The 21,827-nt window shown below is 33.0% G+C and carries 25 protein-coding genes; 5 read left to right on the top strand and 20 right to left on the bottom strand.

The genetic code is table 11. The features are described 5' to 3' along the window. Positions 1-52: 52 nt before the first annotated feature. The 13 genes from Q0783_RS07370 to Q0783_RS07310 all read right to left on the bottom strand — a co-directional run bounded on the left by Q0783_RS07370 (position 53) and on the right by Q0783_RS07310 (position 11,767). On the bottom strand, positions 53-472 hold the full coding sequence (locus Q0783_RS07370; protein WP_298894268.1) for a DUF2141 domain-containing protein: 420 nt from the start codon (positions 470-472) through the stop codon (positions 53-55). A 166-nt stretch (positions 473-638) separates the two neighbouring features. Next, complete coding sequence (locus tag Q0783_RS07365; RefSeq protein WP_298894267.1) at positions 639-1,385, bottom strand: SDR family oxidoreductase; 747 nt, start codon at positions 1,383-1,385, stop codon at positions 639-641. Positions 1,386-1,450: 65 nt separating this feature from the next. Beyond that, positions 1,451-2,011, bottom strand: a complete 561-nt coding sequence (locus Q0783_RS07360; protein ID WP_298894266.1) for a TetR/AcrR family transcriptional regulator — start codon at positions 2,009-2,011, stop codon at positions 1,451-1,453. Positions 2,012-2,078: 67 nt separating this feature from the next. Beyond that, complete coding sequence (locus Q0783_RS07355) at positions 2,079-3,098, bottom strand: phytanoyl-CoA dioxygenase family protein (protein ID WP_298894265.1); 1,020 nt, start codon at positions 3,096-3,098, stop codon at positions 2,079-2,081. 15 nt (positions 3,099-3,113) lie between these two features. Continuing rightward, positions 3,114-4,238, bottom strand: coding sequence for an aminotransferase class I/II-fold pyridoxal phosphate-dependent enzyme (locus Q0783_RS07350; RefSeq protein WP_298894264.1), 1,125 nt, complete (start codon positions 4,236-4,238; stop codon positions 3,114-3,116). Then, positions 4,228-4,827: a DUF998 domain-containing protein gene (locus Q0783_RS07345; protein ID WP_298894263.1), complete on the bottom strand. Its 600-nt coding sequence runs from the start codon at positions 4,825-4,827 to the stop codon at positions 4,228-4,230. The genes Q0783_RS07350 and Q0783_RS07345 overlap by 11 nt, the downstream gene beginning before the upstream one ends. A 102-nt stretch (positions 4,828-4,929) precedes the next feature. Beyond that, positions 4,930-6,261 carry a DUF58 domain-containing protein gene (locus Q0783_RS07340; protein ID WP_298894262.1) on the bottom strand — a complete coding sequence of 444 codons (1,332 nt, stop codon included), beginning with the start codon at positions 6,259-6,261 and terminating at the stop codon, positions 4,930-4,932. Positions 6,262-6,278: 17 nt separating this feature from the next. Then, complete coding sequence (locus Q0783_RS07335; protein WP_298894261.1) at positions 6,279-6,758, bottom strand: hypothetical protein; 480 nt, start codon at positions 6,756-6,758, stop codon at positions 6,279-6,281. A gap of 56 nt (positions 6,759-6,814) precedes the next feature. Next, positions 6,815-7,918 carry a MoxR family ATPase gene (locus tag Q0783_RS07330; RefSeq protein WP_298761137.1) on the bottom strand — a complete coding sequence of 368 codons (1,104 nt, stop codon included), beginning with the start codon at positions 7,916-7,918 and terminating at the stop codon, positions 6,815-6,817. A gap of 2 nt (positions 7,919-7,920) precedes the next feature. Then, positions 7,921-9,117: a DUF4350 domain-containing protein gene (locus Q0783_RS07325; RefSeq protein ID WP_298894260.1), complete on the bottom strand. Its 1,197-nt coding sequence runs from the start codon at positions 9,115-9,117 to the stop codon at positions 7,921-7,923. Then, positions 9,114-9,872, bottom strand: coding sequence for a DUF4129 domain-containing protein (locus Q0783_RS07320; RefSeq protein WP_298894259.1), 759 nt, complete (start codon positions 9,870-9,872; stop codon positions 9,114-9,116). Before Q0783_RS07320 ends, Q0783_RS07325 begins: the two co-directional genes overlap by 4 nt. Next, complete coding sequence (locus Q0783_RS07315) at positions 9,865-10,803, bottom strand: hypothetical protein (protein ID WP_298894258.1); 939 nt, start codon at positions 10,801-10,803, stop codon at positions 9,865-9,867. The genes Q0783_RS07320 and Q0783_RS07315 overlap by 8 nt, the downstream gene beginning before the upstream one ends. Then, positions 10,790-11,767, bottom strand: a complete 978-nt coding sequence (locus tag Q0783_RS07310; RefSeq protein WP_298761132.1) for a stage II sporulation protein M — start codon at positions 11,765-11,767, stop codon at positions 10,790-10,792. The genes Q0783_RS07315 and Q0783_RS07310 overlap by 14 nt, the downstream gene beginning before the upstream one ends. A 23-nt stretch (positions 11,768-11,790) precedes the next feature. On the opposite strand from Q0783_RS07310, the gene Q0783_RS07305 reads away from it, so the two are divergent. Then, complete coding sequence (locus Q0783_RS07305) at positions 11,791-12,546, top strand: RDD family protein (RefSeq protein ID WP_298894257.1); 756 nt, start codon at positions 11,791-11,793, stop codon at positions 12,544-12,546. Then, positions 12,546-13,160, top strand: a complete 615-nt coding sequence (locus Q0783_RS07300; protein WP_298894256.1) for a trimeric intracellular cation channel family protein — start codon at positions 12,546-12,548, stop codon at positions 13,158-13,160. The genes Q0783_RS07305 and Q0783_RS07300 overlap by 1 nt, the downstream gene beginning before the upstream one ends. 6 nt (positions 13,161-13,166) lie before the next feature. Here the strand turns inward: Q0783_RS07300 and Q0783_RS07295 are convergent, their stop codons facing one another. The 3 genes from Q0783_RS07295 to Q0783_RS07285 all read right to left on the bottom strand — a co-directional run bounded on the left by Q0783_RS07295 (position 13,167) and on the right by Q0783_RS07285 (position 16,650). After that, positions 13,167-13,595 (bottom strand): hypothetical protein, encoded by a 429-nt coding sequence (locus tag Q0783_RS07295; protein ID WP_298894255.1) that lies wholly within the window; start codon positions 13,593-13,595, stop codon positions 13,167-13,169. Positions 13,596-13,700: 105 nt separating this feature from the next. After that, positions 13,701-15,848, bottom strand: a complete 2,148-nt coding sequence (locus Q0783_RS07290; RefSeq protein WP_298894254.1) for a M3 family metallopeptidase — start codon at positions 15,846-15,848, stop codon at positions 13,701-13,703. Positions 15,849-15,942: 94 nt separating this feature from the next. Next, positions 15,943-16,650, bottom strand: a complete 708-nt coding sequence (locus Q0783_RS07285; protein WP_298894253.1) for a peptidylprolyl isomerase — start codon at positions 16,648-16,650, stop codon at positions 15,943-15,945. 6 nt (positions 16,651-16,656) lie between these two features. Here Q0783_RS07285 and Q0783_RS07280 point away from each other — a divergent pair, with 6 nt between their 5' ends. Then, a complete protein-coding gene (locus Q0783_RS07280) occupies positions 16,657-17,295 on the top strand; it encodes a CoA pyrophosphatase (RefSeq protein WP_298894252.1) in 639 nt (212 codons plus the stop codon). 48 nt (positions 17,296-17,343) lie between these two features. Then, positions 17,344-18,141 carry a lysophospholipid acyltransferase family protein gene (locus tag Q0783_RS07275; protein ID WP_230937228.1) on the top strand — a complete coding sequence of 266 codons (798 nt, stop codon included), beginning with the start codon at positions 17,344-17,346 and terminating at the stop codon, positions 18,139-18,141. 7 nt (positions 18,142-18,148) lie between these two features. Here Q0783_RS07275 and Q0783_RS07270 read toward each other — a convergent pair whose 3' ends face one another. Genes Q0783_RS07270 through Q0783_RS07260 form a run of 3 tightly spaced genes read right to left on the bottom strand, consistent with a single transcriptional unit; the run spans position 18,149 to position 19,501 of the window. Then, positions 18,149-18,358 (bottom strand): hypothetical protein, encoded by a 210-nt coding sequence (locus Q0783_RS07270; RefSeq protein WP_298894251.1) that lies wholly within the window; start codon positions 18,356-18,358, stop codon positions 18,149-18,151. Between the two features lie 2 nt (positions 18,359-18,360). Next, complete coding sequence (locus Q0783_RS07265) at positions 18,361-19,002, bottom strand: hypothetical protein (RefSeq protein WP_298894250.1); 642 nt, start codon at positions 19,000-19,002, stop codon at positions 18,361-18,363. Between the two features lie 4 nt (positions 19,003-19,006). Next, complete coding sequence (locus Q0783_RS07260; protein ID WP_230937225.1) at positions 19,007-19,501, bottom strand: RNA polymerase sigma factor; 495 nt, start codon at positions 19,499-19,501, stop codon at positions 19,007-19,009. A 136-nt stretch (positions 19,502-19,637) separates the two neighbouring features. Here Q0783_RS07260 and Q0783_RS07255 point away from each other — a divergent pair, with 136 nt between their 5' ends. After that, on the top strand, positions 19,638-20,909 hold the full coding sequence (locus tag Q0783_RS07255; protein ID WP_298894249.1) for an NAD(P)/FAD-dependent oxidoreductase: 1,272 nt from the start codon (positions 19,638-19,640) through the stop codon (positions 20,907-20,909). 90 nt (positions 20,910-20,999) lie between these two features. On the opposite strand, the gene Q0783_RS07250 is transcribed toward Q0783_RS07255, so the two are convergent. Further along, a complete protein-coding gene (locus Q0783_RS07250; protein ID WP_298894248.1) occupies positions 21,000-21,686 on the bottom strand; it encodes a lysoplasmalogenase in 687 nt (228 codons plus the stop codon). Positions 21,687-21,827 lie beyond the last annotated feature (141 nt).

The following is a 21,827-nucleotide window of genomic DNA, read 5'->3' as shown; positions in this document are numbered from 1 at the left end:
GATTGATTGATTGATTGATTGATTGATTGATTGATTGATTGATGAAGTTGTGTTATAGTCTAATAGATAATTTAATATCTTCTTTAGTAAGTGTGAATTTTGCATCCTCATAGATTGGAGGTCCGTAACTTCTAGGGTTATTAGACATTCCGTAAGATTCTTTTGGCATTCCATTGTCTTCAAAATCCATTCTTTCGTTTTCATTTTCATCATGTAAAACCATGATGGCATAATCTCCAGGCGTTACGTTTTCAAAAGTGATGGTCGCTTTTCCGTCTTTAATCTTAGATTCGGCATTTTGAATTCCTGCACCTTTCATAAAGGTATCTTTTGTATTTAGAGACACTAATAGTTTGCCATTATCGTTTTTAGCATTTTCTATAGTTACTGTGATGGTTTGTCCTTTGCTATCTTGAGCAAATCCTAAAGTTGATACTACTATTAAGGCGATTGATAAAAATAAAGTTTTCATGATATGATGTTTTAAATGGTTTATTTGTTATTGATGAGTCAAATATCCAACGAAAAGAAAACTTTGCCTAAAGAGACTAACCGAACCGTCAATTTTTATGACTGAATTGTAAAAAAAAACATATCATTGTTTAATGACATGCTTTTTTGATTGTAAATGGGTTTGTTTAATTACGTCCAGCAATTACACCTCCATCTGTATCCCAAATAGCTCCAGTGACCCAAGACGCTTTATCAGATAATAAGAAGGTGATGCTATTGGCAACATCTTTAGGTGTACCATTTCTTCCAATAGGATGAAATGCATTAAACCCTTCCAAAGCCTTATCTGCTTCTTCTTTTCCTCCAAATACACTATGATATACAGGTGTTTGAACTACAGCAGGAGATACAGCATTAACTCTAATATTATAATCGGCTAATTCCATGGCTAAGTGTTGTGTTAACGAATGCAAACCAGCTTTTTGCATTGAGTAAGCAGAAGATGGGGTAGCTTTAACAGCCTGTTTTGCCCACATCGAACCTACATTTACAATAGATCCGCCAGATGTATCCTTCATTTTTTTTGCAGCAGATTGTGTAATAAAGAAAAAGCCTCTATTGAGGTCTAAATATGAATCATAATCACTCTTAGTATGATCTAAAAAGGACTTTGGTCCAAAAATACCTGAAGCATTTACCAGGTAATCTAGATTATCTAAGCTATTAATTTTTGAAATGAGTTCATCTACTTCGGATGCATCGGTTATGTCTACCGTATGCTTTATTAAATGATCTTGAGCTGCAACTTTTCCTGTCGATCTACCAACAATATGTACAGTTGCGCCTTCATTTAACAAGTGTTGAGCAGTTTCATAACCAATACCGCTAGTGCCTCCAATGATGAGGGCTGTTTTGTTTTCGAATGTTTTCATAATATATATTTGTGTTTGATTATAGACAGAAAAGTCTGTCTGTTTTTGTGTAAATTTTTTTGATATTATAATAGTTGTTTGCAAATAGTTTTCGCCGAATGAATTGGCCAAATATCATTTTGTAAGTAGCTTTCAGAGACTGCGCTTTCATAGAGTAAGTACACTTGCTTTACAATAGATTTACTGTTTTCTTTTGATAGGCCTTCTAAGTTATTTTTGATTAATTCAGTGATGTATACGATTAAATTTTGTTTTTGATTTAAAATCTCTTCTCGTATTTTGGTATTGTCCTTTGGGATTTCAGAAATTGTATTTATACACCAACAACCATTAAATTCTTTGGAATTAAAAAATTGATCCAGATAATCAAATAATGCTAAAATGCGATTTTCGCCATGTTTACGTTCTTCAACAAAAGCTTTAATTTCTGAAATAAACATGCTGTTTTTATGCTGTAAATAAGCAATGCAGATGTCTTCTTTAGATTTAAAATGATTATAGAGTGTCGCTTTGGCTATGCCTGCTTCTTTTATAATTTCGTTGATACCAGTGAGGTTATACCCATTTTGATAGAACAAATGTGAAGCTGTTTGAATAATATGATCTTTAACTAAAGCGTGTTTCATATTGCAAATATATAAAAAATTATCAAAAATAGACAAGTCTGTCTATTTTTTGAAAAATTTAGTCATTTTAGATCCATTCCGTTTCAATTTCACGATGGATAGGTTGATAATTAATGTATTGAACAACACGTGGTTTCATTCCTGTATTTGGCGAACTTCCATGCGGAAGCATTTGATTCCAAATAATAAAATCTCCAGCCTTTGCCGCAATTGGTTTAGTTCCTAATTGTTGAAAGTCATAGGTTCTAGGATTTACTGTATGTGGTAAATTCTCTAGCCATGAATCAATTTTTCTGTGAAATCCTGGAACTAAGGTAAATGCACCTTGGTTTTCAGGTGTGTCTGTTAAATATAGTAAGCCTTGAAGACCAAAAGGAATGGGGCGTTTGAGACTAACATCCCAATGTAGATTTGGCCCAGGAAATTTGTAATTATCAGTTTCAGGAGGATTAAAACTAACTCTGTCATTGCTTACAATTAAATCAGTTCTTTGCCAAAGTTGTTGGTAGGCTTGTTGGATCTTTTTTGAAAACCTGTTCTTGTCTAATTGTGGATGACGAAACAGTTGCACCATGATCCCTTGTTTTAATGGGTGGTCTTCATACCAAGTGGATGTATTGTTTGGATCTATTTGTAAATGCGTATAGATAACATCTAAACTAGCTTCAATATCGTCTTCAGTAATGGCATTAGGTATAATTATATAGCCTTCTTTATCCCAATGTTCTAATGCTTTTTTATCTAGTACGTTGTTTTCAGTAGTTTGGTCTTGTAATTTTTGATTTGAAGACGATATGGCTAAGTTAAACAGATTGATCATTTCTTGAGATACTTGTCCATTACTCAATATCCAATCTTCAAATTGTTCAAAAGAAGGGGAAGATTCAAAGACATATTTATAAGTAGGTTCTATTCCTATACCCAAAGCATCAAATACTGCAGTTACATAATTATGTTTTAGTTGTGTGCTTTCATTTACTATTCCTTCTTTTTGAAGCATAACAGATGCCCATATTGTTTTTAGATAAGTTATACCAAGTTTTCCTTGTTCTTCTTCTTTGGCCATAGAGATATGCTTCTTTATCATAGATTTGATATAAAATTATGAGCTATAATGTTTAGTAATATACTTTTGAAAAACATCTAACATTTCGGGCATATTGGCTCTACCAAAACCAATTCTTGCGTGGGATGTACCATATTCAAATGTTTCACTTGGTAGAAGCATAATTCCCGTTTCTTTTACCAATTTTTCAGCAAACTGATAGGAGGTCTCATTAATCTTTAATTTAATAAATGCTGTTGATCCAGATTTTGCCTTGTGAAAATCAAATAGGTGATTGTTCCTTTTATGGAACTCCGAAAACAATGCGATATTGGATTGAATCTTTTTTATGTTAGGCTTTACAAATTTATCTATATTGTTTAAAGCAATGGTTGCTAATATTTCACTAGTTGCACTATTACAAATTGACAAATAATCTTTAAAGCTTTCTACTTTTTTTAGAAATTCTTTGTTTTTAGAAGTGAGCCAACCAAGCCGTAATCCTGCTAGTCCAAAAGTTTTAGCCGTTCCCCAAAGACTGATGCCGTTTTCATATAAATCACACATTGGAGGTAAATCACTATGCTCTGCATGAGTTAAAAATCGATACATTTCATCTGAAAAAATAGGTATACCATGGTGACGAGCAATGTCTATAATCTGTAAATAGTCATTCACTTCAGGGCTAAATCCAGTAGGATTATGAGGAAAGTTAACAATGATGAGCTTTGTATTTGCTTGTATCAATTTTTTTAAATCGGCAGGATTATAATACCATTTATTTTTTTCTTCACTAGGCTTCCAAAATGATACCGAACATTCTAACTCTTTTGCGATTTGATACAACGATTGATACATTGGAGACATACAGATAATATGATCGCCTTTACTAAGTAAAATGTTCATTAGAATGAAATTAGCTTCTCCAGGAGAAGACACCACAATATCATCTAAATCGATTGTTTTATAATGTTGCTTAATGGCTTTTCTAAGCGTTGGACTGCCTAAAGTCTCAGTATATCCAAGTTTTAGAGTATCCCAAGATGTCTTTTCATTGTCTGACGCTAAATCTAAAACATAGCTCATGGGATAACCATCACAATCGGAACTGGATAACATATACTTGGCAGTAAATTCGTATCTAGCAAAGTAACGTTCTACGGCAAAGTCTTTAATGTTCATACTCGTTTTTTTTGATTATTAATTCTAATGAGGTTAGCGTCGTCCAGCCAAATACAATACCAAAAACTAATCGATGAGTTATTGGCATAGACCACAATCCAAAAACAAAACCAATCATTGACCCTATAAGTAAGATAGCTGTTAAATTGGCTCTATGTCTTATCTTCTTGCTTAATTTTAAATTATATCCCATTCTTGAGAGTCCAAATAACCAAAAGGCAAGTCCAAGGCAAATCACCACAATATGAGCTTTAGATACAGGCGAATCTGATAAGGACATATCCATTGGTATAGAGGTTAAAGCGAATCCAATACCAAATATAGATAGAAAGATAGAGAGTAATTTATCTTTTAAAAAAATGCCATATGTAAGTCCGAAGGCAGCTAATAAAACTCCAACAAAGATGAAACCAATTAAGTTCCACCAAAATGCATAAGGCTCTTCTTTTGCACCTAGTTTGCTTATGAAATCATTAATGAAATTAAACTCTTTATTTAGCAAACCAAAAAATAAAAGAGCAATTACCAGTAGAATAACGGATGACAAACCCAAAGTTCCAACTATCTTATTATTTATTCTTTTATTCATTCTAATTATTTAAATACTACTAATTAGTAGTATGTAGACACATGAAATGTTATCTAGCACTAATTTAATAAAAGAAAATATAGATTGATTAAATCAAGTAAATTAAAGTAGTCCTCTTGCCTTAATCTCTAGATATTTATTGATGGTATCGATTGTCAAATCTTGAGGAGAGGTCAATATAGATTGAATACCATATTTCTGAAGCTCATTAACGATGAGACGTTTTTCAAAAGCAAACTTCTCTGCAATGACTTTATCATAAGCTTGTTGAACTGTTTCGGCCTTTTCGGTAATGAGATTATTAAGCTCTGTATTTTTAAAGAAAATGACAACCAATAAATGGTTTTTAGCAATCCCTTTTAAATACGGTAATTGTCTGTGGAGACTATCTAAAGTTTCAAAATTGGTGTACAAAAGCATCAAACTTCGTTGTTTGATATTTCGTTTGGTGTCTGCATATAGTCTGCCATAGTCACTTTCAAAGAAATCGGTATTTACATTGTACAATGTTTCAAGGATAAGGTTCATTTGAGATGTACGACGTTCGGCAACGACAATATTTTCTACCTTTTTTGAGAAGGCTAGAATACCTGCTTTATCTTGTTTTTTTAGTGCAACATTAGAAATCACAAGGGCAGCATTTATAGCATAATCTAAAAGTGTAAGTCCGTCAAAAGGCATTTTCATGACACGGCCTTTATCTATGATGGAGTAAACAGGCTGTGATTTTTCATCTTGAAATTGATTTACCATCAACTGATTTCGCTTAGCTGTGGCCTTCCAATTTATGGTACGGAGATCATCACCTAAAACATAATCTTTAATTTGTTCAAACTCCATGGTATGACCAATCTTTCGTATTTTTTTAATACCATATTGGTGTAAATTATTACTTATGGCCAGTAAATCATACTTTCTCAATTGGATAAAGCTAGGGTAAGTTGGAACCATCGCTTCGTCGTTATAAGTGAAACGACGTGCAATTAAACCAAAGACTGAAGTGACATAGATATTTAATTTTCCGAAGTGATATTCACCACGTTCTACAGGTCGGAGTCTATATTCAATTTGTGATGTACTTGAGGCTTCTAATTTTCGTTTGATATTAAAATCACGCACTTGAAATTGTTCAGGAATTTCATCAATAATAGTTACATTAACATTGAATGTATAATAATTATTCAGAATAAGATTAACCGGATTTTCATCACCATTAGAAAATTTTTCTGGCAAAATTCGTCTACCAACAACACCGTTTTTGGCTGCAAATAAAATGATGGTATCTAAGACTGTTAAGGTCACCAACAATAACAGTATTAGCTTAACAATAGCAAAACCTCTAGGAAATAAAAAACTCAATACAAATAATACCATAATGGCAATACATGCATAGAAGAATCTGTTTTGTAAATAAAAAGGTTTAATGCGTTTCAAATGGTGTTATTTTTTATTTAATAGGTGTTATTAGTTTTTCTAATTTTTAAATCGGTATCGTATGATTTGTTTCCTAAACTGTCTTTGTTATGAACGATATTTATATCGTAATGATAACCATACATTTTACACAATATATCTAGATCTTGCTTCTTTTTTTTAGCAAGTTTTAAATTGGTCATGTATTTATTTAAAGGACCAAATGCAATACCTAATGGGCCAAGTCCTAATCCCATTACAATTAATGGAACCGTTGAGATGACACCTTTATCGAAAATAAATTTTCCTAAAAGAAAACCTGCAATAAATAATGCGACAGCAATGATAGAATACATAGTGATATGTCCAATAGTATCTGTTTTGGTCTTTAATACAGCCTCGTATTCGATGTTGGTTTTTTTTATCTGTTCTTCAAACTCTGATTCTAATTTTATGACGCCACATTTATTTTGAAAATCAGGTTTTTTGTTGGTTAAACCACATAGAGTACCTGTCATATAATCAATGATTTTATGATCACAAAGTTTACAATGTTGCGTTAGTTCCATACGAATTATCTAGGTATTTCTACAGCTTCTATAATTTGTTTGATAATTTGTTTCGTGGTCACGCCTTCCATCTCACGTTCTGGAGTAACAATGACACGATGTTGTAAAACAGGGATAGCTGCACGTTTAATATCTTCTGGTGTTACAAAATCTCTTCCGTCCATGGCAGCAAATGCTTTACTTGCTTTTAGTATAGCAATTGAGGCTCTAGGTGAAGCTCCTAGGTATAAAAACGGATTACTACGTGTATTTACGATAATATCGGCAATATATTTGATCAAATGTGATTCAATAATGATTTGATCTACTAATGTTTGGAATTTGTTAATTTGGTCTTTACTTAAATGTGCTTTTACTTGATCTGTTTTAAGAGCTCCTTGTAAATTTTGTTCTCTGTTTAAGATTTCTACTTCCTCATCAATATTAGGATAATCAATATCTATTTTGAATAGGAAACGGTCTAATTGCGCTTCAGGTAGGCGGTAAGTACCTTCTTGTTCTACAGGGTTTTGAGTGGCTAAAACAATAAACGGTAATTCCATTTTAAATTTGTTTCCATCTATGGTAATCTGGCGTTCTTCCATCACTTCAAATAGTGCAGCTTGGGTTTTGGCTGGTGCTCTGTTTATTTCATCAATGAGAATCATATTTGAGAAAATAGGACCTTGTTTAAATTCAAATTCTGAATTTTTCATATTAAATACAGACGTACCCAAAATATCACTTGGCATTAAATCTGGTGTAAATTGAATTCGACTAAAACCAATATCTAGAGATTTGGCCAAAAGTTTTGCAGAGATCGTTTTTGCTACACCAGGAACACCTTCTATAAGCGAGTGTCCATTGGCTAAAATAGAAGCGATAAGCATATCTATCATTCCTTTTTGCCCAACAATGACTTTTCCAATTTCATTTTTAATGAGTGCTATACCATCTTGTAGCTCACTTAAATCAATACGATTTTTAAAACTGATATCACTCTCAGAAGTTTCTAGAGCTTGATTGGTTTCAGGTGGTACTGCTGCATTCGCATTTTCTGATGATGATACATCTGAATGCTCATTTTTAGGCGTTAAATCTTCGTTTTGCTTGTCATCTAAATGTTCCATAGTTATCTCGTGTAAAAATCTTCAATAGCTTTATTTAATCGCAATAAATCACCTTCATTACAGGTTGTTTTAGCTTTTAAATGTACAATTTGGTTAATTAATTTTTTAACATCACTTTCATCTTTACCAGATTTTAAAGATAAGTTCTTTACAAATTTATCATCTAAAATTTGAGTATCTAAATAGTATACACGACGTATATATTCTAAAAAGTATGTGATTTTTTTCTCTATTAAGTTGTCATGGTCTTTGGTTTCGTAATACAAATTACCAATCGTTTTTGTAAATTCTATTGTGGTATTTTTAAGTGGAGTTTTCACACTTACAATACGCTGTTTTCGTTTAGCATTAAATATCATAAATAATACTGTTGTTAATAGCATTAATCTCCAAGCCCATTTTAAAGGTGGTTGGCTATGAATAAAGCGTAAAGATGAATTACTCATTGTTTTTCTCGATTTATTTCTCGAATCAAAATAGATCGTATCATCTTTTAAATAGGATACTGCACTTGATGCATACTTGTCATTAGACTTTTTAAGTAAGTTATAATTTGTGAACGCTGCAGGCTGTAGGTGAATATAGAAATAGCCATCTCCCCAAGATGTCTTTATATAGTTAGCATATTTTGCATCTCCAAATTTTTGATAACCTAGAACAGTAGTGTAGAGTGTGTCTATTTCAGAAAAATAGATATTACTTAGTCCTTTTTCGATAGTAATAGAATCATTCTTGAAAATTGGGTTTGTGAATGAAAACTCTGCCTTGCCTTCAAAATTAAAATCGTTTTGAGTTTTAAAACCTAATGAATCTAAAAGTCTGGTTGGAAAATAATTACTAGACATGAATATATCATTGCCATAAGACGCAAAATCTAACAATTCTTGAGCTGAGGTGTTATCAATATTTGGATATTCATCAATAATCATATAGGTCCCAGAAGTGAGATAGGTGCTATCTTCCCAGCTGTAATAGTCATCAAAATACTCGTATGGTGTTACTTTAATGTCTTGCACTTTACTGTCTGGAAATAAGTTGTTTAATTCTTCGTAAAACACAAAGGTTCCATAAGGTATTTTATGGGTCTCGTTATAGGTTTTTTCCCAGTTGACAGGTATAGGTCTAGAAAACTCTATAGCAGCAATACCTATAAATAGTAATAGCAAGATGCCGAGATATATTTTTAGTGTCTTACTCATGTCTTAATTGAATTTAAAAATTGAGTAAATGCAGTCTTGGCTTTCTCGAATTGCAAATTGTCTATATCAAATTCTCCATACCAAATATAATTATAGAGATATGACGTATATGAAAACTCTTTCCTAGTGTTTTCACTTTTAATTTCAGTATAATAATCACTATTTGTTTTCTCTACATCATAATCTATAAGTTCTGCTTCTGATAGTGTTTTAAGCAACCATAAGTAATAATATCTAATGGCCAACCTATAGTTGCCATTGTTTTCAGCATTTTTAATAAGAGTAATAAAATTAGTTTCAAAAATATTGTTTTCTATATCTGTGACAGGAATGATACTTTTATCTGAAGACTTACCAAATACCCAATAACCTTCTCTGTTAATTATGGCCTTAACGATAAATAACACAACAAGTAAAAAGATAACAACATAAAAAATCTTTAGTGCAATATCTGTAATATCGGCAGCTTTAGCATCAGAATTAATATTAAAGAGCTCTTTAAATAAGTCGGAAAGCCATTGTTTGAAACGTGTCCACCATCCAGAGTTTTCTGCTGTCCGTTCATAAATGAACTCGTTGCCATCATATTTTTCTCTAAGGTCGTTGTATTCTCGTTTGTTTATGGGCTCTACATCAATATATACCGAATCTTGTATGCTTTTAGCATAAAACGATTCATCAAAACTGGCTGCATTGGAGTTTAGCGATATTCCGAAGAATAAGAGGATTATATGTAAGTACAAGTATCTACTCACCAGATCCAATTAAATCAATATCACTTTTAGCACCAATATTTTCGTTGTCTTCTTTTAGACTATAAAAAATGATACCTTGGTTAAGCTGTACAATAATATTAAGCAAACTACTCACAAAGAAGGTAATTAAGAAAACTACAATCATTAAAAATGTCACTGTTTTACCTACTTCTTCTGGATCAGGATTGACACCAGGTTGAAAATCTGTGTACATATTTATCATTCCAAAAATATAAGGCACTAATGATACTACATTTTGTATAATATAGCTCATGAGATAGAAGAGTCCAGCGCAGCTTATAGCTGCCCAAAATTTAGAACTCATTAATTTCCATGAATACCCAAAACTTTCCCAAATTCCTTTTTTATTTTCAAAGTATTCCATTAGAGCACCTTGGTAATATAAACTTACACCACCAATAACTAAAGGTAAGGCGAGTAAACCAATAAACGTAATGGCCAGAACAAATGAGAGTAAACCTATAAATATAGCTAGCGGAATGGCAATAAGTATCGCACACAGTAAAAAGATGAAAATTTTACCAATATTAGCTTTGTACACGTTTAAAATGTCGGTAGCGTTAAAATGCTTTCCGTTAGCTTTGATAAAGAGTTTTAGATATATAGGCAGAAATGAATAGGATATCATTGCTGCGACCAATGCAACAACAATAAACACAAATGCGAATAAAAAGAAAAGTCCGGCATTATCATTCAAGTAGTTGTCTAAGGGATTAGTTGTTCCATTTATACCACTAAAGAGCATATCTGTATAGAATTCACCAAAAAAATAGGTCATCACCATTAAGATTAATAAGAAAACCCCATTGATGATAAAAAAGTTTTTAAATAGATGGCCTCCGTTTTGTTTTAAAAACGCAAAGGTATCTTGAAAGTATTCTCCGAAACCTCTGGATTTATAGAGTTGCATAGGCTTTTTTTATTTTTCTGTTGACTATAAACGGGTAAACCAAATAGTAAAAGGTGATGAGACTTAGTGTAAATAGTATAATACCAACAGATAACCAATTAGGCATTGTGTTAGAGTATCTTGTAACGTATCCTTCTAAAAAGCCAGCAGCTATTGTAAAAGGAAAAGTGCTTATTAAGATTTTGAGACCATTTTTAACACCTATTTTTAAGGAGATCATTCGAGAATAAGTTTTAGGGAACAAAATGCTAGCTCCAAGCATTAAACCTGCTGCACCTTCAATGACTATGGCAAATATTTCCATAGACCCATGAATCCAAATCCCTCTCACACTTTCCCAAAGTACATCTTCTTGGTAAAAGAAATACTGAAAAGCACCAACCATTATACCATTTTCAAGCATGACATAGGCTGTACCTAGTCCACCAAAAATTCCCAAAACGAAGGATGTGATACCTACACGAAGGTTATTGAAGGTGATACCAATAGAACTTCCCCAATCACTACCGCTTTTATAGACAGCAACAGGATCTCCAGCTTCAATGTTTTCTAAGGTATCATTAACATAGCCATCTCCTAAAATTAACCGCACGAACGAATCATCATATACAGCAGACAGGACACCAATAGCAACAAAGGTTAAAAAGAGTATAAAAGCATAGAGAACATAACGTCTGTGTTCATAAACAATAAGAGGGACTTCTACTTTCCAAAAATGCACAAAGCGATTAGTGTCTTCTCGTTTGGTTTTATAAATTTTTTGAAAAGCTTTGGCCGCTAAGTTGTTTAAATAAAGAATTGTTTTACTTTTGGGATAGTAAGTTTGTGCATACGACAGATCATTTACTAACTGAATATAAAGTGATGCTAATTCATCAGGATTTTTGAGTTTTTTTCCAAAAATGGCCTTTTCAAAATTAAGCCACTTTTCTTTATTTTGTTTGATAAATGCAACTTCTCTCATACGCATTCAAATTAAAGCAATTAATGGTAGAGTTACAAATAAATACGACACAAAACGTTAATATAACCTTCATCGCAGCAAGTGTTGGTGAGCGCATATTAGCTTACGTTATAGATTTGATTATAAAAGTCGCTTACATCGTTGTTGCTTTTCAAATTGTATTTAATGTCATGGAATGGGATCGTGCTATCGATAAGATGGATGGATGGTCACAAACAGCTATTTATATCCTTTTGTTATTGCCTGTAATATTGTATTCTTTAGTGTTTGAATCCTTACTTGATGGTCAAACCATTGGAAAGCGTATCATGAAAATAAAAGTAGTTAAGATTGATGGCTATCAAGCAGGAATTGGAGATCATGTAGTGCGCTGGTTTTTTAGAATTGTAGATTTAAATTTATTAGGGCCACTTTTTGGACCAGTCGTTGCTTTAATTGCAATAGTTTCAAGTAAAATGAGCCAGCGATTAGGAGATATGACCGCTGGCACTTCTGTAATTACATTAAAGAATAAGGTTAATATAAGCCATACGATATTGGAAGAATTAGATGATACCTACAAGCCCACATATCCAAATGTTATTAGGCTTTCTGATAATGATGCTCGTATTATTAAAGAAACTTATGTAAAGGCAAAAGCCTCTAGAGATTATGAAACGCTTATTAAGTTAAGAAAAAAGATTGTGGAAGTTGTTGAAATAAAAGACTTTAATAGTAGTGATATCGAATTTATCGATACTATACTAAAAGATTATAATTACTATACCCAAGGAATGTAATGTTTTTTCAAGTTATCGATATCTTAGGAACTATTGCTTTTGCTATTTCTGGAGTTTTGGTAGCTCTCGATAAACGCATGGATGCTTTTGGTGTTCTTATTATTGCTTTTGTAACTTCGGTTGGAGGTGGTACATTAAGAGACGTCATGATTGGTGTGCAACCAGTATCATGGATGACCAATATGACATATGTATATGTCATTGTAGCCTCAGCAATATTTGCAGTTGTACTTCGGAAGCAAATAGGATATCTAAGGCGTTCACTATTTTTATTTGATACTATAGGTATTGGTTTATATACTGTGGTTGGAATAGAAGCCGGACTTGTAGCAGGTTTACATCCAATAATTTGCATAGCTTTAGGGACTGTAACAGCCTGTTTTGGAGGTGTGTTAAGAGATATCTTGTGTAATGAGATTCCAGTAATTTTTAGAAAGGAAATTTACGCAACGCCTTGTATTTTAGGCGGACTCACTTATTTCCTACTGCGTAATTTTGTTGCAGATACCAACTTTATATTTGTTATTGCTGGACTCATTGTTATTATCATAAGGTTACTTGCAGTAAGACTTAAAATTAGTTTACCAAGTTTGTATAAAAAAGAAGAATTATAAAGACAATTATTTATAACTTTCTTCAATTTGTGTCCAAGTATCCCATATACCTTTCAGGTGTAATTTGAATTCTGTCGAGTCTTTACTTTGTTCTATCTGATCAAAAATAGCATGTAGCTCACCTCTAAGTGATGGATATTTATTGGTAATGTCTTTCATTTTAATCCAAGCATCTATATGCTCGTGAAAAGCTAGTTTAAAAGCATCTGGACAATTACTGAAATCTAATTTTTTTAGATCATTAGAGTAGTTCGTTATTGTTTCGCTTAGCGATATTTTTTCTGACGAGTGATTTCTAATGTTACCTAAAATACTATCCTTTTCGAAAACAGCCTTGACACAATCATCTTTCGAAACAATTGTATTAGCCTTTTCTTCTGGATTTTTACATCCTAAAAGAAACAATACAGCCATGAATATTTGTATTGATTTCATTATAAATACAGGTAAAGAGTTGTCTTTTTAAAGATAAGAAAAATTCCTATTATCTCACCCATAGGAAAGATAATAGGAATACAAATACAATTTAAATGTTCTAATTTATTCAGTAGTTACAGGAAAACCACGATCACGCATCAAGGCTTCTATCTTAGCGTCACGTCCTCTAAATAGGCGATAAGCTTCAGCTGGATCCATAGAGTTTCTAGGTGCAAATAAGTACTTTACTAATTTAGCCGAAACTTCTTCGTCATAGAATCCGCCTGGAGCGTCTCTAAATGCTTCAGAAGCATCACTTGTTAATACATCTGCCCACATATATCCATAGTATGCTGTGGCATAACCTTCACCAGAAAACACATGTCCAAAATGAGGTGTTCGATGGCGCATAGGTAGCTCTTCAGGCATGTTTAGTGCTTTTAAAGTTTCACGCTCAAAGGCATCAATATCAATATTTGTAGGATCGGCTAAGTGTAATTTCATATCCATAAGTGCAGAAGCCAGATATTCGGTTGTTCCAAATCCTTGATTAAACGTGGATGCTTTTTTAATTTTTTCTACCAGAGTTGCAGGAATGGGTTCGCCAGTTTTGTGATGTACTAAAAACTGATTAATCACTTCATCTGTAGACAACCAACGCTCTAATAGCTGCGACTGAAATTCGGTGTAGTCTCTAACACCTCCATTTAGCGTAGGGTATCTCACATTACTTGAAAAGAAATGTAATGCATGCCCAAATTCATGGAAAAAAGTTTCGGCATCATCCCAAGATACTAATACAGCTTCACCTGGAGCTGCTTTCACAAAGTTAGAATTGTTAGACGCTAATACATTTGTTTCGCCTTGGTATGATGTATAACTTCTATATGTTGTTGCCCAAGCACCAGAACGCTTCCCTTGTCTAGCAAATGGGTCTAAATACCATAGCCCTATGTGCTTTCCAGAATCTTTATCGGTAACTTCCCATACGTTTACATCTTCATGGAAAACAGGTACTTTTCCTGCTTCTACAGGTGTGAACTTGTAATTAAATAAACGTCCAGCAGTATAAAATAAAGCATCTGTTAATTTATCTAATTGAAGATATTGTTTCACTTCGTCACTATCTAAATCATATTTTTTTTGACGCACTTTTTCAGCATAATAGCGGTAGTCCCATGGCTCAATTTTAATAGCGTCACCATTGGCATCAGCTACAGCTTGCATATCTGCAACTTCTTCACCAACACGAGCAATTGCTGCAGGCCAAACGGCTTCCATAAGATCCATGGCATTTTGAGGATTTTTTGCCATTCGATCTTGTAAGCGCCATTCGGCATAGTTATCATAACCTAATAATCCAACACGTTCTTTACGCAGTTTTAGAATTTCTGCAATAATCTGGTTATTATCATAATCATCACCATTGTCACCACGTGCATAATAATTGCTCCATACAATTTTTCGTAAATCACGTTCAGTAGAATAGGTGAGGAAGGGATCCATAGATGATCGCGTATTGGTAATGGCATATTTACCGTCCTGACCTTTGTCTGCTGCTATTTTTGCTGCAGAATTAATAAATGATTCAGATAAACCTCCTAACTGATTTTTGTTGAGGTAGGTTACGTAGCTCTCTTCATCATGTAGAACATTATTCGAAAACTTAGTGTATAACGACGAGAGTTCTTTGTTAATTTCGGCATAACGTTTTTTCTTTTCAACATCGAGATTAGCACCATTCATTTCAAACCCTTTATAGATCAAATCAACCACACGTTGTTGGTCTGTTGCCAATGGCGTATTTTGTGAAGCATCATAAACCGTTTTGATACGCTGAAATAATTTTTCGTTTTGTGAGATCTTAGAACTATATTCGGAAAGCTGAGGCGCTAATTCAGCCTGTATATCTCTAAACTCAGGTGATGACATATTACTGCTTAAAATACCATAGTAGGTAAATACATGGTTAAGCTCGTCTGCCGACGCTTCAAGAGCTACAATTGTATTCTCAAAAGTAGGATCCTCTGTGTTGTTTGCAATAGCTTCTATGTCTTCAAGGCCAAGTTCCATACCTTTTAGTACAGCTTCTTTGATATCATCGACATTCATTTTGTCAAAAGCGGGAACGCCTTGATAGGAACCAGTCCATTCTTGTAGTAATACATTATCACTCATAGCTATTTTGTCTTCTGTTTTGGTGTCATCTTTACAGCTCGCAAAGAGAATAACACTGCATAGAACTGCAGTTTTTAGGGATTTAGAAATCATTAGAAATTAATATTGGTTTTACGACTTTGAAGGTACTTAAAATTGAGCATCTAGGTTGTTGTAAATTTGTTAAAAGTCGAGATTTATGTGAACACTAGTTCAATAGTTCTACTCTTTTGATGTAAACGTTTTTGAGAGGCCAATCGGCATCGTCGGTATCAACATTGGCAATTTTGTCTGCGACATCTAGTCCTGCTATTACTTTTCCAAAGATTGTATAATCACCATCCAATTGATATACATCTCTTAGAGTGATAAAAAACTCATATGGAGAGGCTAATTTATATGGATTGTCAATATCACTGCTTGGCATAGAGATGACACCTCTGTCATGGCGAAACCCTCTTTTGGTATCTGTTGGTAATAAGTACTTACCAATAAAACGTCTTTTACGCATCACATCCCTTTCATCTGTACTTCCACCTTGAATGATATAATTTTCGATTACACGATAGAACTGTGTATTATCAAAATACCCCTTTTTGGTAAGATAGATAAAGTTAGCGCGATGGAATTTAGTTTCATTAAACAGCAAGATATCTATGTTTCCAAAGTCGGTAACAATACGTACTTTATTTTCTTTGTTTTCTTTTTCATATTGAAGAAAAAACTCCATGGCATTATCTTTGGTCAATAGGAAGTCTTCTTTTTTTTCTTCGGAAATGGTATCGGTTTTTTCTATATCAGCTTCTTTTTTAACTTGAGTAGAATCTATAATTTGTGTAGGAGATTTCTTTTCAGATTGTTTATCTTCACAATTGAAAATTAGTATGCAACATACGGTTATTAGAAAAAACCTCATAAGGGAATGAATTTTGAAACGTTTATAAAATCGGTATCAAAAATAAAAAATCTAAATCTTCCAGGAGAAACCTCACAGTTTAAAATGTCACCACCATTTCGTGAACATCTAGTTGAGGAAAACAGGGAGAAAATGAAATATGCAAAAAAAGCAGGCGTCATGGCTCTGTTTTATCCTAAACGTGAAACGACATATTTAATACTCATTTTAAGAAAAACCTACAGAGGTGTGCATTCTGCTCAAGTCGGTTTTCCAGGCGGTAAATATGAAGATAATGATCCTAACTTAGAATTCACAGCACTCAGGGAAACTCAAGAAGAAGTTGGTGTAGATATAGATACTGTAGATGTTTTAAAAGCGATGACCCCTTTATATATTCCGCCAAGTAATTTTACAGTGGCTCCTTTTTTGGGAGTAACAACAATAACACCAAATTTTGTTAAGCAAGATGAAGAGGTTGAAGATCTTATAGAAGTTAAGCTTACCGATTTTTTAAATGAGAATCATACAAAAGATGTTAGTGTAATGACCTCATATGAACGCGAACTAGAAGTTCCAGCTTTTATATTAAACGGACATGTGGTTTGGGGAGCTACAGCCATGATGTTAAGTGAATTAAAAGACTTGTTAAAAAAGGTGTTGTAAGTATTAGATTTTTGTAAGTTTGTCTTTCCGCTTAATAACTAACAATTAATGGGATTATTTAAAAGAAACCCCTTTGGGCATATACTTTTTATAAAAAAGTGGCTGATAAGAATCTTAGGTCTTCTCACACATCGACGATTTAGAGGTTTTAATGAACTGCAAATAGAAGGTTCAGATATTATAAAAAGTCTGCCAGACACAAACGTACTTTTTATCTCTAATCATCAAACTTATTTTGCCGATGTTATTGCTATGTTTCATGTGTTTAATGCTAGTCTTAGTGGTCGATTAGATAATATAAAAAATGTAGGCTATCTCTGGAATCCTAAATTAAACATGTATTACGTTGCCGCGAAGGAAACAATGAAGTCTGGTCTAATTCCGAAAATATTTGCTTATACAGGTTCTATAAGTATAGAACGTACATGGCGCTCTAAAGGTCAAAATGTCAATCGTCAAGTAAAAATGAGTGATATCACAAGTATCAAAAAAGCACTAGATGATGGTTGGGTTGTTACATTTCCGCAAGGAACAACCACACCTTTTAAACCTATTAGAAAAGGTACAGCACATATTATTAAACAGTATAAACCTGTAGTTGTACCAATTGTAATTGATGGATTTAGACGCTCATTTGATAAAAAAGGATTGCGTGTTAAAAAGAAGAACGTTTACCAATCTTTTGAAGTTAAAGAGCCTTTGCAAATCGATTACGAGAATGAGTCTATAGCAGAGATTGTTGAAAAAATAGAATATGCTATTGAACAGCATCCTTCTTTTTTAAAGGTTATTCCACAAGAAGAATTAGAAGAGCAAGAACGTTTAAACAAACTTAGAGACTGGTAATTGGTAATTAGTCTTTTATTTCGGTGTCGTTATCTTGATTAGAAGTGTTAATTATTGCTTGTCTTTTATTTACAGCATTAAATAGAAAGATCAGTCCCATAAATAAGAAAAACTTAGACCAGTCAAAACAGAGCGAAAGGACTATAAATATGATGCCTATAACAAACATCGAATTAGAATCATCAGTGTTTGAATCTTTAAGTTTTTTATTGTTCATATTTAGACCTCCAGTTTTTTGAGTTCCTTGTAATTTCTATTGAGACTGCGCAATAGAAGCCCATAAATAAGCCAATAGAATAATAACAGTATACCAATCGCAATAACTAATGCGATTAATGTCACTATGGCAACACCAACATAATATTTCAAAATATCACCATTTGCTTGAGCAGTTTCAATAAGTGCGCGTGTAGATTCATCATGATTTAATGCATATGGCATCATATAGGCCACACCTATAACTAATACAGCTAAATTAAAACCAACATATTGTTTTACCGTACGTCTGGTCTTTAAAATATTTTCCATGAGTGTTTTGGCATTATCAGTAGTATTTATCGTTTTATAGTTCATATAAAAGCGATAGAAGAAATAGGCCAGAATTGTGTAAGAAATAATGCTAAGAATGATAAAACCAGTATCAGATTGTAGACCTTCGTAGTCTTTATTAATACCAGAGGCTTTTAATCCAATGGCCATAAATAGCCAAAATATAAACTCTAGAATACTTATAATGAATATCCATTTTACAATGGAAGACGATTTTTGAAGAATCATCTTATAGAGCTCATTATACGTCAACTTTGGGTAAGCAGACTCTTGTTTCTGCCAATCCTTTTTTAATAGATCTAATTCATCCATAATGTTACGGATTTAATATTGTTTTTAATTTTTTCTTCACCCTATTCATTTTCACACGTGCATTAACTTCAGTTATACCTAGGGTTTCACTTATCTCACTGTAATTTTTGTCTTCTAAATATAAAAAGACCAATGCTTTTTCAATATCATTTAATTGGTGCACTGCTTTGTACAATAACTTGAGTTGTTGTTCTTCGGTGTCATCATAATCTTCCGATTTTATTTTAAAAGAAACCGATTCAAACCCTTGAGTAGCAATACTGCGCTTTGATTTTCTATATAAAGTGATAGCCGTATTTAATCCCACACGGTACATCCATGTACTAAATTTGGCATCACCTCGAAATTTAGGGTATGCTTTCCATAACTGTATGGTGATCTCTTGAAACAAATCATTGTGCGCATCTTGATTATTTGTATATAATCGACATACTTTATGTACAATGTTCTGATGCTTTTCAAGCAATTCAACAAAACTATGTTCGAGTTCTTTATTCAAATTATTGATCAGTTAGTTAACTATATGTAGTCATAAAATTTAAATTGTTACAACTGTGTTAAACATTAATTCAAAAATAAGTTTTTAACGCCGTTATATCGTACCTTTGTAACTATTATTTTAAGAGCCATTTCTTATGAATATTCCCAATTCAAAACTACCGCGAGTGGTTATTATTGGTGGTGGTTTTGCAGGTGTAAATTTAGCTAAAACTCTCGCTAATAAAGATGTACAAGTTGTACTATTAGATAAACACAATTATCATACATTTCAACCTTTATTATATCAAGTATCAAGTTCTGGTTTAGAACCAGATTCTATAGCTTATCCTCTAAGAAAAATAATTAAAAAACATAAAAACTCTTTTTTTAGACTAGCAGAGGTCAAGCATATTCATGCCGAAAAGAATGAAGTTGAAACAAGTATAGGTGTACTTAGTTATGATTATCTTGTTATTGCTACTGGGACTAAAACCAATTATTTTGGAAATGCATCTATTGAAACCAATAGTATGCCAATGAAAAGTGTGCCTCAAGCGCTAAACATTAGAAGTTTGATCTTACAAAATTTGGAGAAAGCAGCTATTGCTAATACTAAAGAAGAGCGCAATGCATTCTTAAACTTTGTAATTGTAGGAGGAGGTCCAACAGGAGTAGAGTTGGCAGGTGCTATTGCAGAGCTCAAAAACCATATTCTTCCTAGAGATTATCGCGATTTAGATAGTAAGGATATGCAAATTCATCTATTGGAAGGCGCCAATAGGGTTTTACCGCCAATGAGCGAGCATGCTTCAAAAAAATCAGAAGCATTTCTCAAGGGTTTAGGTGTTAATGTGCACACCAATACATTTGTTAAAGATTACGATGGAAAAACAGTGATCACCAATTCTGATCTGGTTTTACATACCGAAACCTTAATTTGGGCTGCAGGCGTTACAGGATCACCAGTATTAGGGCTCAATGCGTCTTCATTATTAGAGAGAACGAACAGATATAAAGTGAATCGCTTTAATCAAATAGAAGGGTATCAAAATGTTTTTGCATTGGGAGATATTGCATTTATGACCACCGAAAACTATCCAAGTGGTCATCCGCAAGTAGCACAACCTGCTATACAACAAGGAAAACTATTGGGTAAAAACCTTATCAAATTAATTCACAATAAGGAGCTAAAACCATTTACTTACAATGATAAAGGTTCTATGGCTACCATAGGAAGAAATAAAGCAGTAGTTGATCTCAAACACTTTAAATTTGGTGGGTTTTTTGCTTGGTTTATTTGGATGTTCATTCACCTTATGTCCTTAGTAGGTTTTAGAAACCGTGTGATTGTATTTTTTAATTGGACATATAACTACATTAATTTTGATAAGGCAGCAAGGCTTATCATACGACCATTTAAAAAGTAATAATTAGGGCGTTACCAACTTTCACTTAGGTTACAGTCGGTCAGGCTGTACACTATATCTTTTGTAAACAAAAGGATGACGTTTCCATCCTTAACGCGATGTTTGTGATAATTTCAATAGCCCAATAACTATACAATATTGTGCCAAGGCATACGTAAGTATGATACTTATATTCGAATATGCTAGAGGTGTATAAAACTTATTTAATGCTAAAAGACTATCAGACATCATAAATAGTAGTGCTCCTATAAATACAAGTATAAAACTAATTCGTGATACCTTCTTTTGTCGTAAATAGGCAGCGGTAGACATACTTAAAATTACTAACATATAAACGATTACTGGAATTAGCATGTCATTTAAACCGTCTTTCAATAAATAGAATAAACTAATTGCATATAGCAACAAAACAGACACAAACCCTAAAGGTTTCAATGTTTTATTTCTGTGATGCAAAAAAACAATAACATACATAATGTGAGCCATTAAAAACGATACTAACCCAAATAGAAAATAGTTAGGAGATAGCTCAACAAACATGAGTAGTACATCACCAATAAGCGAACAGACCAATGCTAATGCTACAAAAAGTCTAAGCTTAGTATGAAGTGTTTTACTCTTTTTCCAAAAGAAAACCAATAGAGATATAACAATTGCAGGCTTGAAGAGATAATGCCATTTTATATAGGCTTGAGAAGCGGCTGTAATTAATTCGGCAATAACAATAAAAGCAAAAATGAGACTAAAAGTTTTCTCAGACTTTGAAAGTGTAAACATGTATGTTGAATTGATCAGGTTTCAAAAATATGCAATTCAGTACTGATTTTTAACAATTCGGTCAAATAGAATTTTTGTAGAGGGCCTTCTTTTACATCTTTGACCTATCAATCAAAAAACAAACAGTTAAAATCATCAACC

The sequence above is a fragment of the uncultured Psychroserpens sp. genome, from assembly GCF_947500255.1.
GTDB lineage: Bacteria > Bacteroidota > Bacteroidia > Flavobacteriales > Flavobacteriaceae > Psychroserpens.
The sequence above is the reverse complement of the archived record's forward strand: the minus strand, read 5'-3'. Positions and strand labels throughout refer to the sequence as shown.

Bases quoted from the DNA above. Each gene is read 5' to 3' on its own strand.
- Q0783_RS07370 (WP_298894268.1), bottom strand. From the start codon at position 472: ATGAAAACTTTATTTTTATCAATCGCCTTAATAGTAGTATCAACTTTA.
- Q0783_RS07365 (WP_298894267.1), bottom strand. From the start codon at position 1,385: ATGAAAACATTCGAAAACAAAACAGCCCTCATCATTGGAGGCACTAGC.
- Q0783_RS07360 (WP_298894266.1), bottom strand. From the start codon at position 2,011: ATGAAACACGCTTTAGTTAAAGATCATATTATTCAAACAGCTTCACAT.
- Q0783_RS07355 (WP_298894265.1), bottom strand. From the start codon at position 3,098: ATGATAAAGAAGCATATCTCTATGGCCAAAGAAGAAGAACAAGGAAAA.
- Q0783_RS07350 (WP_298894264.1), bottom strand. From the start codon at position 4,238: ATGAACATTAAAGACTTTGCCGTAGAACGTTACTTTGCTAGATACGAA.
- Q0783_RS07345 (WP_298894263.1), bottom strand. From the start codon at position 4,827: ATGAATAAAAGAATAAATAATAAGATAGTTGGAACTTTGGGTTTGTCA.
- Q0783_RS07335 (WP_298894261.1), bottom strand. From the start codon at position 6,758: ATGACAGGTACTCTATGTGGTTTAACCAACAAAAAACCTGATTTTCAA.
- Q0783_RS07330 (WP_298761137.1), bottom strand. From the start codon at position 7,918: ATGGAACATTTAGATGACAAGCAAAACGAAGATTTAACGCCTAAAAAT.
- Q0783_RS07325 (WP_298894260.1), bottom strand. From the start codon at position 9,117: ATGAGTAAGACACTAAAAATATATCTCGGCATCTTGCTATTACTATTT.
- Q0783_RS07315 (WP_298894258.1), bottom strand. From the start codon at position 10,803: ATGCAACTCTATAAATCCAGAGGTTTCGGAGAATACTTTCAAGATACC.
- Q0783_RS07310 (WP_298761132.1), bottom strand. From the start codon at position 11,767: ATGAGAGAAGTTGCATTTATCAAACAAAATAAAGAAAAGTGGCTTAAT.
- Q0783_RS07305 (WP_298894257.1), top strand. From the start codon at position 11,791: ATGGTAGAGTTACAAATAAATACGACACAAAACGTTAATATAACCTTC.
- Q0783_RS07300 (WP_298894256.1), top strand. From the start codon at position 12,546: ATGTTTTTTCAAGTTATCGATATCTTAGGAACTATTGCTTTTGCTATT.
- Q0783_RS07295 (WP_298894255.1), bottom strand. From the start codon at position 13,595: ATGAAATCAATACAAATATTCATGGCTGTATTGTTTCTTTTAGGATGT.
- Q0783_RS07290 (WP_298894254.1), bottom strand. From the start codon at position 15,848: ATGATTTCTAAATCCCTAAAAACTGCAGTTCTATGCAGTGTTATTCTC.
- Q0783_RS07285 (WP_298894253.1), bottom strand. From the start codon at position 16,650: ATGAGGTTTTTTCTAATAACCGTATGTTGCATACTAATTTTCAATTGT.
- Q0783_RS07280 (WP_298894252.1), top strand. From the start codon at position 16,657: ATGAATTTTGAAACGTTTATAAAATCGGTATCAAAAATAAAAAATCTA.
- Q0783_RS07275 (WP_230937228.1), top strand. From the start codon at position 17,344: ATGGGATTATTTAAAAGAAACCCCTTTGGGCATATACTTTTTATAAAA.
- Q0783_RS07270 (WP_298894251.1), bottom strand. From the start codon at position 18,358: ATGAACAATAAAAAACTTAAAGATTCAAACACTGATGATTCTAATTCG.
- Q0783_RS07265 (WP_298894250.1), bottom strand. From the start codon at position 19,002: ATGGATGAATTAGATCTATTAAAAAAGGATTGGCAGAAACAAGAGTCT.
- Q0783_RS07255 (WP_298894249.1), top strand. From the start codon at position 19,638: ATGAATATTCCCAATTCAAAACTACCGCGAGTGGTTATTATTGGTGGT.
- Q0783_RS07250 (WP_298894248.1), bottom strand. From the start codon at position 21,686: ATGTTTACACTTTCAAAGTCTGAGAAAACTTTTAGTCTCATTTTTGCT.